Genomic DNA, 16335 nt, shown 5'->3' with positions numbered 1-16335 from the left:
AGATCCACTGTGGCATAGGAGGAAGTTGGCAATACATATATCAGTGGTCAGAGCTGGATTATTTGATTTATAATGCCCCGTTGGCTTACGCAGACCAAATTTTGAACGGAGATCCAGAGACGTATTTCAAAACTGTAACGGAATTTACAGATTTAGACTAAACAACAGCCACGGTTGCTGCACTGAAAACAGAGTAGTAGTCGTGGCACTGCTTTTGCTTAAAGTCTTTCCCCCTGAACGTAAAAATAACGCAGCCGAAGCTGCGTTAGAAATATGAATTAGCATCAGAATCTTAGTGACAAGCAAGTGAGGCTGCCGTCAATTTTCTTGAACTCACTTGTATCAACTAGCCTTACAGGGTAGCCTAGGTCCTCGATGATTTTAAGAGTCTTAGGATATCCTTCAGGAACAAGCACTGTACCGTTAATGTACAGACTGTTGATTGCGTAAAGTTCGTCAGGGGCTACAACGAAGCGGTTAAAGTCTTTAAAAGCTTCTAGCTTGTCAACGGTTTCTGTAACAAGCATATTGTTGTTTTCAAGGTAGATTGCGAAATCCTTTAGATGAAGGCCTTCTGTTACAGGTACTGTGGATGAAGTGTAGCCAAACCTTGTAACTATTTCGTTGAACTGGCGGGCGCCTTCTGCGTTTGTTCTGTCGCTCTGACCAATGTAGAAGTGATCTCCTACACGCATTACATCACCGCCTTCCATTGTTCCTGGAGCTTCGATGTGAAAAATCTGGTCATCAGAGTAGAACTTACGAATAGCTGGAAGGATTTCTTCCTTTTCGCCATTGCGGGAGTCCCTTGCAGGGTTTGTGATCACTGCACAACGCTCCATAACAACGGCTGGGTCTTCTGTAAAACATGAGTCAGGGTAACGCTCATCTGCTTCTAAATCTAGAACTTCTAATCCTAGAGATTCAAGAATCTCAACGTATTTATCATGCTGTCTGGCGGACAATTCATAGTCTGGCTTTTCGCCTGCTACTACGAATTGAGCTGTAGATATTCCGTCGATTAATGCTTTGCAAGGTTTCTTGGTAATGGCTTTTGTAAACATATTTATACCTCCGTAAGATTAAATTGATTTTTTCTATACTCTAAGTATATAATACAAATAAAGATTCGTAAACGGCAAGTATGTCATGGTTTTCATGAGTATTAATCATACAATGATCAAGGAGGTAAAACATGAGTCTCTCACAATACGAGGCATTTATCAAAGCTGTCGAGACTGGAACAATGACTCAGGCAGCGGAGGAGCTTGGCTACACACAATCAGGGCTTACTAGAGCATTAAATACATTAGAGGAGCAATGGAATGTAAAACTATTAACTAGAGGGCGAAACGGAGTACAACTTACTATAGAAGGGCAACTGCTGTTGCCATATATAAGAACGGTCCTTCATGACCAACGTAGACTTTCAGAGCGAATCGGAGAGATCAATGGCCTTCGTGAAGGTCTTATTAGAATTGGAACATTTAACAGTGTCTCTGCACAGTGGCTCCCTGGGATGATAAAGAGATTTCAACATGATTACCCTGGAATCAGATTCGAGCTGCTGCACGGAACAGATACTCAGATTGTCAGTTGGATAGCTGATGGACGAGTGGATGTAGGTTTTGTTGCATACCCAACTTTACCGGAACTTGAGTCCGAATTCCTGCACCGTGACCCCATCGTAGGCATTTTTTCTGAAGATGATCCCTATTCCAGAATGGAAAAACTCAACATTTCCGAGCTGCCAAATCTGCCGTACATTGCGCTCAATGAGGGGGTGGAGGATGAGATTACAGCTATTCTGGACAAAAATAGGATTACCCTAGACGCACGTTTCGTAGAAAGCGACGATCACGCCGTAATCGCTATGGTAGAGAAAGGGCTGGGCATTAGTCTTATGTCTGTAATGATGATACAGGGTTTTGACCGACGAATTGTGGCGATTCCTCTGGACCCTCAGGGCTACCGGGACCTTGGAATCGCTTGCCGCAGCCTTAACCTTCTGTCTGGTGCAGCATCAAGGTTTTACGAGTATGCTCGTCGCTGGATAGCTGAGGAGTACAAGCCTATTGAACTATGACATATTTCCAAGAGACTATGCATCCACAAAATAGCATCGACACTTTCCGTCAAGGAACCAGTAGGTCCTCGCCACATCATTTTTGTCTACTCAAAGCACATCGAAACTTGTATACTTATGTGGAAAAAATGAGAAGGTATGGATAGCTTAACTCTCTGCAATAAAAATAGCTTAAGAAAGGAGAAATTAGATGGATAATGTAAAAGATCGGTTTGATAGTGCAAGTAAAGAGCCATTGGTGGGCAAAGTCTTCAAACTATTGTTATTGGTGATTTAATGTTTTTTGATAATCCAGATAAGTATAAGGAAGAATACAACACGATTGGTTATGGACCAGGAAGTGACCAGCCATCGACGGTTCAAGAGTTAGTTAACTGTTTTCCACAATCGAATTTTAGTATCGAAGTACATCAATTACATCCTCTTGTGGGTGTTTTAGTAGCAAATAAAAAATATATTGGAGAGTATCCTAAATTTCGTGCCAAGCATAATGTTTGCTCAGACTGATTTTGAAGATGCCCAGTTTTTTACAAACCCAGCAGGGGTAAGATTGTGTAAAGAAATTGAAATACGATCGTTTTTTCCTTTTCCTGAATCAACTGTAAGTTTTTATTGACAATATTATTTGTGTAGGTTTATAATTTTAGTGAATAATGTAAAAATTTGATAAACATGTAATAATATACACATTTTTTACGTAACAATATATGCCCAATTGTTTATTGAAATACTAGAAAAAAGTTGATTTTTGGCTTTTTTCTAAGTTGTAAATTGATAGGGGGATATTTTTATGAAAAATCTGTCGGAAATTTTATTTCAGGGAAAAGAAAGGGATGTAATGCTTATACAACCACACTTCCTGCTCCGCGTCTTATCTCAAAACCAAAATAAGATAGTTATTGAGTATTGGAATTCATTAAATAACCAAGAACCTATGGGTGATTTTGTGAATGAACCTAATCATGGCTTGTATAGTCTTGCAGCATCCGTTTTGCAAAGCGGATACACAGTAGAAGTCTTAGATTTCCATACTCTTGATATGGTTTTAAGAGATAAAGAAAACCGAATGATCGAGTATAGCGATATTGAAGAATCTATTATAAAAAATAAATCAAAGATTTACGGCATATCTTGTATAACAGTAACTGTTGATGCTACCCTGAAAATAGCCGAAATGATAAAGAAATATCATCCCGATTCATTGGTTGTGGTTGGGGGTATTCACCCAACTATTAATAGCCAAGAGATGTTAAAAAATAGAAATATTGATATTGTAATAAAAGGAGAGGGCAACATCGCCATTGTGGAACTAATTAATTGTACTAAAGATTCTAGCGACTTTGATGATATAAAAGGAATATGCTATAAAGATAAGAATGGAAATTATGTTGAAACACATAAAAGGAGTTGTCATGATATCGATCTTGATGAACTTCCTTATCCGGCATATGATTTATGTAGTTATGAGTCATTACCATTAATGCCAAGGGTTTTTTCAAGTAAAGGATGTCCAAACGGCTGTGCATTTTGCACTTGCGATTCGTATTTTAAAACATCCTATGATGATTATAAGATACAATTTAGAGATCCGGTCAAAGTAGTTGATGAAATTGAGCATTTACATAAAAAATATAATATCGATTTTTTTGATTTTGGCGACTTAACATTTATGGTCGATAAAAAAAGAGCTCACCAATTATGTAACTTACTGATAGAGCGAAAATTAAATCATCTTCGCTGGTGGTGCCAAACTACTGTCGGTAGACTCGACGCGGAGGATCTTGCTCTTATGAGAAAAGCGGGTTGTGCTCAGATAAGCATGGGAATAGAAAATAGCTCGCAGGAAGTTTTGGATGTAATGGATAAACCTGTGGATTTCGAAAAAGCCATTAACCAATGCAAGTTGATTCGCGATGCCGATATACAGCCGGTTGGATATTGGTTATTTGGGCTAGGTGATGAGACATTTGAGGGAGCTAATAGACTTATACAAACCATATGTTATTTCATAGAAAATGAACTTAATGAAATAACGCATATTGGTATTCCGGTACCGTATCCAGGTTCGCCACTTTATAAATCACCTGAAAAATTTGGGTATACAATCATTAATCACGATTTTAGTAACTATTGGATGAATTCTGATCCTCTGGGATATGGTACGCCCAATTTTAGAACCACAAATCTATCTGAGGATCATATATATGCACTTTGGCAGTATGCTTTAATGGCCGCCACTGAAAAATATAAAGAAAGAAATCGGAGGAGAATGGCTAATAAATTGAATACATTAAATCATGGGGGGAAAAGCAGATGATATTTCTCATGCCTTTTATAAGCATATTTATCGGCTTATCAGTAGGTTTAAAAATAAAAAGTAGAAAATTTCTAAAAATCGTAGACATCATTAGCAATATAGTTTTAATTATCTTAATGATAACCATAGGGTCGAATATCGGCGTTAACGATTCGCTTATGAAAAGCTTAGGTCAAATCGGAATCAATTGCTTTTTAATCAGCACTTTCGCGATAGGTTTAAGTATCATCGTTACCTTTTCCTTTGAGAAGTCCATGAAGCTGCTGGACAACATTAACATTAAAACCGATGATATCCAAGTGGACATATTAGAAGATACGCCTTCCGAAAACGCAAGCTATAAATCACCTTTGATATGGAGCATGCCTTTGGGTATCGTTTCCGGGATAGCGTTTGGACGCTTTCTTCTCCCGGTGGAGTTGGCTTTTCTGCTTGATTATGTTATCAGGATATGCTTAATTATTATTTACATAGGCGTAGGGATTTCTTTGGGAAACAACAGCGACACCTTGAAATATATGAAGCAATTGGGATGGAGAATCCTGCTGGTTCCAGTCGCAATTCTATTTGGAAGTATTTTAGGCGGGGTTATTTCAGGCTTTGTTCTTGGCTTACCTTTAAAAATAACCTTAATCTCTTCTGCAGGAATGAGTTATTACAGCGTTACCGGAGCATATATGAGCAGTGCCTACGGGGTGGGGGTCGGTACATACGGCTTTGTCGTAAATGTCATCAGAGAATTTTTGACTGTCCTATGTTTGCCGCTCATAATAAGGATAAGTCCAGGCAGCGCAATTGCATCCGGTGGTGCGGGAGATATGGACACCATGCTTTTACCTATACAGAAATTTGTAGGCAGAGATTTAGGGCTGGTTACTTTGTTTAATGGAACCGTGCTGACGATGATTGTACCATTTCTTCTGCCAATTTTATCAGGACTGCTGTCACTTTTTAATCTTCGTTGATATGAAACGAATTCAGATTAAGGATCGCAGGCGATAGTATAATGGTCTAAGAAAACTCGACAAAAAATGGTCTGAAAATAATGAACGTAAGGATGAAAAATTCAGGCTAGAACTATGATAAAAGTGAGTGATGTATTTGCCGCCAAGGCCCCATCAGCTTTAGACGGCATCTATTTTGTAGCAACAAGGCATACGGAGGTAGTTTGTTTGCTGGAGAAATGTGATCAAAAAATAGAATAAGAAAGAATGACAGTATGTTGTGGTTTTAAAGTGAATTTGGGGCAAAAATCGGATAAAAATAACGAGTTTTGCCCTTTTAAAATGGGAGGAAATATAGATGATGTAGGATGTGAATGAGAAAATGAAGTGAAATTTTGTGGAGCTTATATAGGCGTATAAGTTTATCTTAAATTAAATACGAAAACTTCCAACTTGTGTTATGTTTAATTCACCACAAATCAAAACATCACAAAGAGGATAGTCCAGATTCATTACTGGACTCTACAGAATTCTTATTCGTGATTCACTGATGACAAAAAAGCCTGCTAACCCCAAAAAATTAGGTTGACAGAATAGGTTTATTGGGATAAACTTATCACAAGGTTTATCGAAGTAAACCTTGTGATGCTTTGTATACAAAATAACATCAATAGAAGGGAATAAAAAATGTCAGATTATAAATTATTTGAATCCGAGTACAAATTTATGGAACTGATTTGGACACATGCCCCTATCAATTCTACAGAGCTTGTTAAACTATGCACAGAAGAATTAGGCTGGAAAAAATCAACGACTTATACGGTACTTCGTAAACTGTGTGAACGTGGGATCACAAAGAATGTAGATGCCATGGTTACTTATATCGTACCGAGAGAAGAAATCCAAAGGCAAGAGAGTAAGGCGTTTCTTGATAAAACATTCAATGGTTCTCTTCCTTTGTTTTTAGCGAGCTTTTTGAAGAAGGAAACATTATCCAAGCAAGAGTTAAAGGAGTTAAAACGAATTATTGATGAAAGCACAAATGAAGCAGAGGATTAGATTCCTTTTCATTTCAATTGTGCTGTCTACATTGGTGGAATGGAGATTAGAATGATAAATGTTTTTATGACTGTTATTAATATGAGTATTACTGCTACCTTTGCAGCATTAATTATTTTTGTTTTCCGTGGTTTATTTGGAAAAAAGATGCCTAAGATATTTTCTTACGTTCTTTGGAGCATTGTCTTGCTTCGATTAGTTTTTCCTTTTTCCTTTTCCTCCGTTTTCAGTATTTTAGATAAGATCAATCCCAATGTGGGACAGTATGGGGAGACTTTGAGCCAAACCTATATGCCTGATTTTAATACATTGATGCAGCAAGGGCCAGAAGAATCAGATATGATAGGAACTACTTTGGCAAATGCGGGTAGTGGGGCCGCAAGTGCACCCATGGACTTCATCCAAGGGAATTCTATTTTAATGGGATGTGCAGCCATTTGGGGCATTGGAATAGCGGCATTGCTCATGTATAGTTTGATTTCCTATTTAAAAATAGCTAGAAGGGTGAGTACCGCTACTCGATTGAAAAAGCAAGATTTTATAGGGTGTTGTAGTGAAATTGTTAAATTACGGTATCCCTTTGAAGCTTATATATCGGATCAAGTAGAAAGTCCGTTTGTGTGTGGCATACGAAAGCCTAAGATTATTTTGCCAAGTTTCCTCTTTCTAAATGAAGACTATGAAAAAGAGGTACAACATATTTTACTGCACGAAATGGTACATATTAAACGGTTTGATTATATGTTAAAACTCATCGCTTATATGGCTTTGATCCTTCATTGGTTTAATCCAGTTATGTGGATTTGGTTTTATCTGGCTAGTAAGGACATGGAACTATCCTGTGATGAAAAAGTGTTACAATTATCAACGATGGACCAAAGAGAGAGCTACGCAAATACCTTACTAGGAATTTCAATAAAACAAAATAATTTATTTACAGAGGAATTAATTGGGTTTGGAGAAAGTAATATTGGGGAAAGGGTGAAAAATATAATGAAATATAAAAAACCGACAAAAGGGTCATTGTAGTATCGACACTTATATGCGTTATCTTTGGAGTTCTACTGTTATCCAATCCACTAGACGGTAGGGCCTATATGAATGAGCCGATTAATGTATTATTCATAGGTGCTTGCGAGACAGGAACGAACACAAGCACTCCTGTAGATTCCTTTATTTTGATGGGATATGAGCAAAGTACAGGCAATTTAAATGTAGTAATGATTCCGAGAGATACTTTGTGTAAGGGGATGATGGTAGGAATACAAAACTAAGTCTATACGCTACCTCCCATTCTCCTGAGCAGGTGGTTCAAAAAGTGAATAATCTGTTAGGGGTTAACATTTCAAAATATGTAAAGATGGATACTGCTGTCTTGAGAGATTTTATTGATGCAATCGGAGGAATAAGCTATGATGTCCCGCAGGATATGTATTATGATGATCCAATGCAAGGATTACACATTGCACTAAAAAAGGGACCACAGATTTTAGATGGAAAACAGGTAGAAATGCTTGTACGTTTTAGAAAAGGATATCCTGAGGGGGATCTTGCTCGAATAGACGTACAAAAGGATGTACTTGCGGCAATTCTAACTCAGAAAAGTGAGACTGATATCTTTAAAAATATAGGACACCTTTATGAATTAACATCAAAAAACATTGAAACGAATATCGATAAAAAGAGATAAAAAAGTATGCTGCTGTCGTAAGAAACCATTCCATCAAAAAGGAAAATATCGAAGAAATCAACTTACCGTATTCTTTACCATTTGAGGATGGTATTAGTTATGTAAAAATTAATGAAGAAAAAGTCCAACAATTATTAAAAGATAAATTTTAGCCTTGCAGTATAATAGATATAGTATAAAATGAACATGCCGTGATAAGTGGGAACAAGGAACGAGTAGGTTCATACGACATCATTTTTGTCTACTCAAGGCATACGGAGTGTGTTTGTTTGCTGGAGAAGAAAAGTGCCAAATGAAGGAAAATAGAAAATGACCATTGACCATAATGTGTTGTGGTTTTAGAGCAATTTTGAGGCTTGAAAATGGGTAAAAAAGTGCTGTTTTTCTTATTTTACAGTAATAAAGAGACTGTGAAAAAAAGTCTGTAAATAGCAAAATCTAGTAGCCTTCTATGGTAAAATTTAGTTATCATAGAAGGTTATTTCAAAGAGAAAAGAAAATAATCCTATGGATTTCATTTAATACGGCAGCAAGAATACCTTCTTCAAAGGGTGCCCTTGACATGCCCAGGCTGATTTTATATATTATTATCGTAATTGGGTGCCCATAGAAAGTAAACCAAAACTTACCCATAGAAAACTAATTTACAGAGTTTATTTCACACACTCGTAGTAAATCTTTTTTATTGTAAATTTGTTACAGTAATAAATTCTACTGTAAGGTTTTTTAAGGTATAAAAGAAAAAAGGAGTTAAAATTTACAATGTTATTAATAATAAATCTATTAATTATTTTATGTATATTTGTAACTGTTTTAATTGTGGGTATCATATATTTTGTTTTAAAAATAATGACCAAGAACAAACCCAAAAGAGCCACTATTCTAAAAATCATACTATTTACAATTTTAATTTTTATAATGGTAGTGGTGTATAGTTTTGAAAATATTGACCCCTGTGCTTTGTTAGCTAGTAAGAAGTGTGACTTTGAAGATTTTAAAAATTCTACTGAAGTTCTTACATGGATTGATAAGTGTAAAAAAGAACCTACAAAGGTATATGCATTATGTTATAGGAAAAGTCTTTATACTACGAATTTTCTTATTTATAGACCATCAATAGGCATGGACTCATCTCTAAAACTTCATGCTCCTCGTTGGTATGGTGGAGGATATTTGGAAATGAGATTTAGAGAAGAAGATACTTTAGATAAATCTAACAGAAATTATGAATTAATCAACGTTAATTATTCCTCATCAAGAAAAAACGCTGGGCTAAAAGTGTTTATTAACAACAGAATTGTTGATTGTGAAATTACTGAAATAAAATTTCTGCCTATTTGTCATTCTTGGGGATATATTGAATAAAATTTTTTGTTTATTTTATAAGTTACCTTTTATTCTTTTTGGGCGATTGTCTAAGTGCATATGCTATACGACTGGATTAATTGTTTTTTATAGAGGCTTTTATTTACTCTTAAAAGATAAATAATTCTTTAGTATTACAAAAAACAGTACAATAAAATAATATTAAAGTTAAAATTTAAAAGAGAACATATAATTTGCTTTGGCAAATTATATGTGTGCCCTAGCGGCCAGCGTAAAAATAGCTTCAGATTTAGAAGCTATTTATATTTCGCTGCAGCTAAATATAAAATGTATTTTCTTACCCATCAGCACCAAATGAACTTACTCATTACACTTAATAATAATATATTTATTATTATATACTCCTACCGGTAATGCCTTATTTTTTTTATCCGAAAAGGATTGAATTTACTTTATCTAAAAATAGCATGTAAGTATGTAATTTAAACATGAGTACTGCTCTATTTCATTACGCCCTATCCTCTAGGTTAATAAGTGTAACTTTTACCCAAGTATTTTGTATTTTGGTTACACCCTATAAACAGGATTTAAAGCCGAACTCACACAAATCCGGCTATAGTATCAGGGGCAACGCCCCAAAAAGCGTCACAGACCACAGGACTTTACGAAGTAAAGTATCCTGTGTTAAAGCCTTAGATATTAAAGAAATCCAGTCAATACAACCCCAAAAGGGATTGGCGGTGGTTTAAAAGATGTAAGTATGGAGGATTTTCAGTCATTAAAACAAATGGCTATAGATTACATTTTCACTAAAAGAGACTTGGATTCCTTACAAGAAGAACACGAAAAAGTAAAAATAGTGCTAGAGTTTCTTTGGATACATATTCTAGGATAAATTTTTTGGAAAAATAAACTAAAAGTTAGCACAAAATTTGAAAGCCAACAAAGTAGCTGGTTGCTTTTTTAGCTCTTTGAACATAGCGTCTAAACTGCTTTCATGACTTCGTAATAACCGAGAAGTCTTTATTTTTCCAATAATTGTCGTCCATATGGAGAGAGTTTTTAGCATCACTTGCCTGACCATTCTAGGAATGTTTCATCGTTTTGGAATGCCATTAACATTCAAGTTCAGCCTTCTGCACTGTTTAAATCTCTGCCCTTTCATTCGCGCCATGATGTCTCCTAAATTAAATCCAAAAGTATTAAGTTGTGCAGTATCATTGCAAGATTTATCATATGACATTTAACATTATATAAAGCAATACACTGAATTTGAAAAAATGGTAATAGATGCACAATGTGATGAATCAGCGTATAATGTTTAATAGACAAGAGGGATAGTATTTGGTATACTTTTAGTACTTTATGGTTTTTGATAGAAAATCACAACTTTTTAATAGGAGAACTTGGAAATGACGGAATTTGATATACGCCAATGTGTTAATTACATCACGTTAAATAATTCAAAGAAATTAAGTGAGGTCTTTGGAAAGTGGCTAGATGGCTCTGGTATTACGAGGATACAGTGGATTGCACTCTTCTTTTTAAAAACCAACGGTAAACTCTCTCAAAGAGAACTTTCACAGGCAATGGAGATTAATGATTCCAGCGCTTTAAGGTTGGTTGACCGATTGGAAAGAGATGGTTTTGTAACCCGTACGAGAAGTAAGGAAGATCGAAGGGTCATTCATTTGGATTTGACACAGAGAGGTTCTGACCTCATGGATAAATTATTGCCAATTGGTGAGCAGTTTAATCAAGTCCTCATTCAAGGGATACCACAAGAAGAAATTGAAATTTTTCTCAACGTTCAAGCAAAGATGTATAAAAATATCATAAATGACGAAAGATCTCAGATATAACTCTGAGATTTTTATTTTTGTATAAAAATCTTATTGATTAAAAAAAAGCTATTTGCTATAATAATAATTGCATATGCAAATTTTAGTATGACAAATAAAAATGGAGGTTATCTTATGTACAATGTAAGAGAAATGTTGAATGGTTTTGTAGGTGGTTTAGAGAACTTGGCGACAACAAATGGTGAAGCTGTAGGCGCATTTATGGGTTTACTTGGTGCAACATATGAGCCAGGTGCAGTAGATATTAAGACAAAGGAACTTATCAGTGTTGCTATCGGATGTTACAACAGATGTGAATATTGTATCGTATACCATTCATATAAAGCTTTAGAAGCTGGTGCTACTAAAGAAGAAATCATTGAAGCTGCAATGGTTTCGGTAGCATTTGGTGGTGGCCCTTCAATGGCGTATTCTGTAACGTTATTAAAAGAGTGTTTAGAAGAATTTGCAAATGATTTTACAGCGTGAATAAGGTGATGAAATGAAAGATATTATAATTGACAAGATATCTGGTCATGATCAAGAAGCGAAAGTTGGACAAGTTAAAGTAGCCGTTGGCGATGAAGTTCAAGAAGGAGATATCCTACTTACGCTTGAATCAGGCAAGGGTACTGTTAAAATTTTAGCCAGCGTTCCCGGTCTGATTCAGTCTTTAGATGTTCGAGATGGCGATGTCGTAAAGAAAAATCAGAAAGTTGGTGTCATCAAAGTCGCTGCGGGTTATCAATGCGAGAAAAATGAGCCACCAAAGAAAAAGGGCTACAGTTTTGGAATCAGTACCCCGATGAAGGAAGACATTCACTGTGATGTCTTAATCGTTGGGGGCGGTCCTGGAGGTTACGTAGCAGCCATTAGAGCATCTCAACTTGGCAAGAAAACGGTTTTGGTTGAGAAAGATGCCCTCGGAGGTACGTGTCTTAACTACGGTTGCATTCCAACAAAAGCCTTAGCGCACAGTGTCGAAGTTCTAGAGGAGATGAAGAGTGCTTCTAAACTGGGCTTTCAAGTGGATAACATCCAAATAGATTTTCAAAAAACCATGGCCAATAAGGATAAGGTTATCCAAACCTTGCTCGGTGGTATTGGGGGATTGATGAATAGCCATCAAATTCGAGTAATCGATGGTGAAGCTGTTGCAATAGATGCTCAAACCATTGGCGTTAAGACTAAGAAGATCGATGCGACGATTAAATTTGAAAAATTGATAATTGCCGTGGGATCTAGTGCCTTTAAATTGCCGATTGAAGGAAGTGACTTGTGTGATATTCTCACCAGTACAGAAGTACTGGCGCTTAAAGAATTACCAAAATCATTAACCATTATCGGTGGCGGTGTCATCGGTATGGAAATCGCGTTTATATACAATGCACTAGGGAGTGATGTCAGTGTCGTGGAGTTCTTGCCTAGAGTGATGAGCATGTTAGACCCTGATGTCAGTGATGTGGTATACCAATCAGCCATTGAAAGAGGCATTAAAATCTATGAAAGTGCAAAGGCGACAAGCATTCGTGAGACGCTGGGTCAGACCTTTGTAACGGAAATAGAAGTAGAGGGCCAAGCGCATCTCATCAGTAGCGACAAAGTTCTTATGGCGGTTGGTCGTAGAGCGAACTTAGATGCCCTTGATCTTGCAAAATTGGAAGTTAAACTTAATAAGCGTTCAAATGGTATTGCTGTTAATGAACACATGCAGACCAGCAATGAGAACATCTATGCAATCGGAGATGTAACCAATATCATTCAATTGGCACATGTGGCTTCTCATCAGGGGATGATAGCAGCTGAACATATCGCAGGACAAGATAGCAAAATGCATTACGATTTAGTGCCTTCAACCATTTTTACAATGCCAGAAGTTGGCACAGTTGGGCTCAATGAGGTAACAGCTCAAGCAGAAGGTTACTCAATCAAAGTGGTTAAATTTCCATTTATGGCATGTGGTAAAGCAGTTGCAATGCATGCTACAGAGGGCTTTGTGAAGCTTATTGTCGATACGGAGAACCAAGTACTCTTGGGTGGAGCAATTGTCGGAGCACACGGTACAGATTTGATTGCGACGATCAGTGAACTCATTAGAAGTAAAACAAAAGTATCGGATGCCCTTGAAGCCATTTATGCACATCCAACCTTAGGAGAAACCATTCATGAGGCTTTATTGATGGCAAATGGAAGAGGAATTCACTTTGGATAAATTCAAAAAACATACATTGGTAATAGGTAGAAAAGCAGATGCCATTGATAATCTTTCGATTGAAAACTACCTTATGAAACGATGTGAACCCTATGAAATCATACTCTTCTTATGGCAGAGTCATCACACCGTGGTTATAGGGTGTCACCAAAACCCCTATAAAGAATGCAACCTACCCCTTATGGAAAAAGACCAAGTTCAATTGGTTAGACGTAAATCGGGTGGTGGTGCAGTGTATCATGACCTTGGAAATTTGAATTTCTCATTTATAACGCATTTAGATCAAGCGGATGTTCAAAGAAATTATCAATTGGTTATTAAGGCGTTAAAGGCTTTTGGCATTGATAGTACACTAAGTGGTCGCAATGATTTGACGGTCTCGGGCAGTAAATTCTCTGGAAATGCTTTTCTAGAAGAATATGGTGTTCACTGTCATCATGGCACTTTACTGATTGAATCCTCTTTAGAGCTATTGTCAAAGTATTTGACGCCATCTAAACTAAAAATTGAATCCAAGGGCATCGACTCTGTGAGATCGAGGGTTGTCAATTTGAGCACGCTTTCAGAAAAGTGTACTGTATCAGAGGTGAAGCACCAATTGATAGAAACGTTTAAGTCAGCGTTTGACGGCGTTTTCCATGAAGAAGGAACGATCTTGCCAGAATGTTATGAAGCGTATAAATTTCATTATAATCAGTGGTCGTGGCAAATAGGGAGTATTCCTCAGTTTAATATTGAATTCGAATCCCGTTTAAGCTGGGGGAGTATCATGGTTCAGCTGGAAGTGCAAAAGGGTATTGTCGAAAACTGCCATTTGTCTACGGACGCGCTAAATGATGAAAACTTTCAACAATTAGGTGAGGCTTTCATAGGTAAAAGATATCAGAAAGAAGCCATTTATCAGTGTATTCATCAATGGATTTCCGAAGAGACCATCAGAAGAGATCTTATTGAGATGATAATAATTTAACCAAAATAGAGCTGTGCACTAAATAATGATTTAGTGCACAGTTTTTTTTGCAACAAACAAATCCCAAACTGGAGAGTAAGGGATTTATTGGGCAGGATTAATTGAAGCTGGATGTCATGCAATTATGTTTGATACGCTTTATGCTTCAAGAACTATTATGAGCGCAAAGATGTGGGATGCCAATGAAGGCATTTATATTGAAGAACTCGCGGATTTTATAAGAGAAAAAGGCGCTATGGTTGTTACTAAATAAAATCTTTCTATCCAGGATCTTTCAATTTTAGCATAAGTTATAAAATTTATGGCTAAAGTTACTTCCAACCTGATAGCAAACTTTTGTCGTTTGCAATAGCAGAGACTACTTCCTCCCCAGATTTGAAATCGTCAAAGGTTCCTTTGTTAATTTCGTCGATGGCTTTACTTAAAAGTTTTTCATAATATCCTTCAGGGGTTAAATCGGTTGTGGATTGGATAAAATCCTCTTGGGATTCAGTAGAGGCTAGTCGTGCATACTCGTCTTTTATTTGGTCTATGAGTTTATCACGGTTCATATAATTTACTCCTTTTCATAAAAAGTGTTGTTCTCTTGCGAATGGGGTTTTTGATCAATTAATACTTAATATTAATAGAGTTATTATTTGCTGATGAAAGAATTATATTCAGATTTGTATTAGACATGACTTGATTTGGAGTATGGAGGCTTACTCAATGCCTAGAGTGTAATTTGGAATTTGTTGTAAAAGTCTTCTTAAAGGAGTAAAATTAAAATGTTGTTTTAGACTGTTATTCCTGTAGGAGATGAGTGTTCTTTAATGATTATAAAGATATTTAAAATATTGAGCTAAGGGGGATCAAATTATGGCAAAAAACGATAATATGCTGGCAATTTTATGGATGCTTAATTCAGGAAGAAAAATAACTGCAAAGCAAATAGCTGAGAAATTGGAGATAAATATACGAACCGTTTACCGTTACATTGATTCTCTATGTGCTAGTGGAGTACCGATTATATCGGACTCAGGTCAAAACGGTGGATATAGCTTGATGAACAATTTTATCCAGGCACCATTGTTTTTTGATATGGAAGAACAAAAAACACTTCTTCATGCTGCAGTATTTGCAAAAGAAGCAGGATACCCCTTTAATGAGGCTTTAAGCAGAGCAACCGAAAAATTGAAATTGTATTCAAATCAAGAACAAGAAAGCATTCTCAATCGTCATTTAGTCGGTTTTGAAGTGATAAACCGAGATATTGCCCCTGCTGTAAAGATGGTGTTGGAGAGATTAGAGCAATCTGTAGCAAATGAATACTCTGTAGAAATCGAATACTGTTCAATACATGAAGAAGAGCCACGTCCAAGGGTGATTGACCCATATGGAATAATTTATTGGAATAATAAATGGTATACAATTGGATTATGCCATTTGCGTAATGAAATTCGTAGCTTTCGAGTTGAACGAATTGTTCAGATAAAACAAACGCAAATGATGTTTAAACGACCGGAAGCCTTCTCAGCCAAGGAATATTTTTTACAAAATCTTTTGCCTGATTTAGCCGATGAGAATGGTCTGGTTTCATTAATTATAAAAGGGCGGGCAGAGGCCCTGGACGATTTATGCATTCATTGGTTTTTAGGGCATCATCTAAAAGAGAGGACTTCAAACCAAGCTGTCTTTTTAGTTGAAGATAGAGTACTGCATACCTATGTACCTTATTTTCTTCTTTCTTACGGAAAGGCTATCCAGGTAATGGAACCTCAGAGTTTTAAGCAAAAACTTGTTTTTGTGGCATCGGAGTTAATGGAATATTATCAAATATAACAGCTTCACTGACAGTAGATGTCAGTGAAGCTGTTATATTATGGCGATAAACATAAACCATTAACAAAT

At 36.4% G+C, this 16335-nt stretch carries 19 protein-coding genes and 1 pseudogene; 17 read left to right on the top strand and 3 right to left on the bottom strand.

Annotated elements, in window-relative coordinates; translation table 11 throughout:
* Window positions 1-2 precede the first annotated feature (2 nt).
* Window positions 3-161, top strand: coding sequence for a DUF6061 family protein (locus tag Ami3637_RS19205; RefSeq protein ID WP_330586953.1), 159 nt, complete (start codon window positions 3-5; stop codon window positions 159-161).
* Window positions 162-284: 123 nt separating this feature from the next.
* Here the strand turns inward: Ami3637_RS19205 and Ami3637_RS00345 are convergent, their stop codons facing one another.
* Window positions 285-1064 (bottom strand): dimethylarginine dimethylaminohydrolase family protein, encoded by a 780-nt coding sequence (locus tag Ami3637_RS00345; protein WP_202931069.1) that lies wholly within the window; start codon window positions 1062-1064, stop codon window positions 285-287.
* Window positions 1065-1195: 131 nt separating this feature from the next.
* Between Ami3637_RS00345 and Ami3637_RS00340 the strand changes: the two genes are divergently transcribed.
* From Ami3637_RS00340 to Ami3637_RS00300, 10 genes and pseudogenes are all read left to right on the top strand, one after another.
* A complete protein-coding gene (locus Ami3637_RS00340) occupies window positions 1196-2086 on the top strand; it encodes a LysR family transcriptional regulator (RefSeq protein ID WP_162360816.1) in 891 nt (296 codons plus the stop codon).
* A gap of 276 nt (window positions 2087-2362) precedes the next feature.
* The gene (locus Ami3637_RS00335) at window positions 2363-2593 is read left to right on the top strand and encodes a hypothetical protein (protein WP_162360815.1); all 231 of its coding nucleotides are present in this window, start codon (window positions 2363-2365) and stop codon (window positions 2591-2593) included.
* 283 nt (window positions 2594-2876) lie between these two features.
* The gene (locus Ami3637_RS00330; protein ID WP_162360814.1) at window positions 2877-4403 is read left to right on the top strand and encodes a B12-binding domain-containing radical SAM protein; all 1527 of its coding nucleotides are present in this window, start codon (window positions 2877-2879) and stop codon (window positions 4401-4403) included.
* Window positions 4400-5368, top strand: coding sequence for a lysine exporter LysO family protein (locus Ami3637_RS00325; protein WP_162360813.1), 969 nt, complete (start codon window positions 4400-4402; stop codon window positions 5366-5368). Before Ami3637_RS00330 ends, Ami3637_RS00325 begins: the two co-directional genes overlap by 4 nt.
* Window positions 5369-5482: 114 nt before the next feature.
* Window positions 5483-5608 carry a hypothetical protein gene (locus Ami3637_RS17760; protein ID WP_279286680.1) on the top strand — a complete coding sequence of 42 codons (126 nt, stop codon included), beginning with the start codon at window positions 5483-5485 and terminating at the stop codon, window positions 5606-5608.
* Window positions 5609-6034: 426 nt separating this feature from the next.
* Window positions 6035-6406: a BlaI/MecI/CopY family transcriptional regulator gene (locus Ami3637_RS00320; RefSeq protein WP_162360812.1), complete on the top strand. Its 372-nt coding sequence runs from the start codon at window positions 6035-6037 to the stop codon at window positions 6404-6406.
* Window positions 6407-6457: 51 nt separating this feature from the next.
* Window positions 6458-7435 (top strand): M56 family metallopeptidase, encoded by a 978-nt coding sequence (locus tag Ami3637_RS00315; RefSeq protein WP_162360811.1) that lies wholly within the window; start codon window positions 6458-6460, stop codon window positions 7433-7435.
* A 68-nt stretch (window positions 7436-7503) separates the two neighbouring features.
* Window positions 7504-7680, top strand: coding sequence for a hypothetical protein (locus Ami3637_RS00310; RefSeq protein WP_162360810.1), 177 nt, complete (start codon window positions 7504-7506; stop codon window positions 7678-7680).
* Between the two features lie 23 nt (window positions 7681-7703).
* Window positions 7704-8096: pseudogene (locus tag Ami3637_RS00305) on the top strand (LCP family protein); the annotation flags it as partial.
* A gap of 762 nt (window positions 8097-8858) precedes the next feature.
* Window positions 8859-9461 (top strand): hypothetical protein, encoded by a 603-nt coding sequence (locus Ami3637_RS00300; protein WP_162360808.1) that lies wholly within the window; start codon window positions 8859-8861, stop codon window positions 9459-9461.
* 1057 nt (window positions 9462-10518) lie between these two features.
* On the opposite strand, the gene Ami3637_RS17160 is transcribed toward Ami3637_RS00300, so the two are convergent.
* The gene (locus Ami3637_RS17160) at window positions 10519-10665 is read right to left on the bottom strand and encodes a hypothetical protein (RefSeq protein ID WP_243158060.1); all 147 of its coding nucleotides are present in this window, start codon (window positions 10663-10665) and stop codon (window positions 10519-10521) included.
* Between the two features lie 169 nt (window positions 10666-10834).
* Between Ami3637_RS17160 and Ami3637_RS00290 the strand changes: the two genes are divergently transcribed.
* The 5 genes from Ami3637_RS00290 to Ami3637_RS17755 all read left to right on the top strand — a co-directional run bounded on the left by Ami3637_RS00290 (window position 10835) and on the right by Ami3637_RS17755 (window position 14698).
* Window positions 10835-11284 (top strand): MarR family winged helix-turn-helix transcriptional regulator, encoded by a 450-nt coding sequence (locus Ami3637_RS00290; RefSeq protein ID WP_162360807.1) that lies wholly within the window; start codon window positions 10835-10837, stop codon window positions 11282-11284.
* 114 nt (window positions 11285-11398) lie between these two features.
* The gene (locus Ami3637_RS00285; RefSeq protein ID WP_162360806.1) at window positions 11399-11752 is read left to right on the top strand and encodes a carboxymuconolactone decarboxylase family protein; all 354 of its coding nucleotides are present in this window, start codon (window positions 11399-11401) and stop codon (window positions 11750-11752) included.
* Between the two features lie 13 nt (window positions 11753-11765).
* Window positions 11766-13475, top strand: coding sequence for a dihydrolipoyl dehydrogenase (gene lpdA, locus Ami3637_RS00280; protein ID WP_162360805.1), 1710 nt, complete (start codon window positions 11766-11768; stop codon window positions 13473-13475).
* The gene (locus tag Ami3637_RS00275; protein WP_162360804.1) at window positions 13468-14445 is read left to right on the top strand and encodes a lipoate--protein ligase; all 978 of its coding nucleotides are present in this window, start codon (window positions 13468-13470) and stop codon (window positions 14443-14445) included. The genes lpdA and Ami3637_RS00275 overlap by 8 nt, the downstream gene beginning before the upstream one ends.
* A 124-nt stretch (window positions 14446-14569) precedes the next feature.
* Window positions 14570-14698 carry a hypothetical protein gene (locus Ami3637_RS17755; protein ID WP_279286679.1) on the top strand — a complete coding sequence of 43 codons (129 nt, stop codon included), beginning with the start codon at window positions 14570-14572 and terminating at the stop codon, window positions 14696-14698.
* 58 nt (window positions 14699-14756) lie between these two features.
* Here Ami3637_RS17755 and Ami3637_RS00270 read toward each other — a convergent pair whose 3' ends face one another.
* Window positions 14757-14996, bottom strand: coding sequence for a hypothetical protein (locus Ami3637_RS00270; RefSeq protein WP_162360803.1), 240 nt, complete (start codon window positions 14994-14996; stop codon window positions 14757-14759).
* Between the two features lie 307 nt (window positions 14997-15303).
* Here Ami3637_RS00270 and Ami3637_RS00265 point away from each other — a divergent pair, with 307 nt between their 5' ends.
* Complete coding sequence (locus Ami3637_RS00265; RefSeq protein WP_162360802.1) at window positions 15304-16266, top strand: helix-turn-helix transcriptional regulator; 963 nt, start codon at window positions 15304-15306, stop codon at window positions 16264-16266.
* Window positions 16267-16335 lie beyond the last annotated feature (69 nt).

Origin of the sequence: Aminipila terrae, from assembly GCF_010120715.1 — a bacterium.
In the GTDB taxonomy this organism is placed as follows: domain Bacteria; phylum Bacillota; class Clostridia; order Peptostreptococcales; family Anaerovoracaceae; genus Aminipila; species Aminipila terrae.
This window is presented reverse-complemented; position numbering and strand designations above follow the sequence as displayed.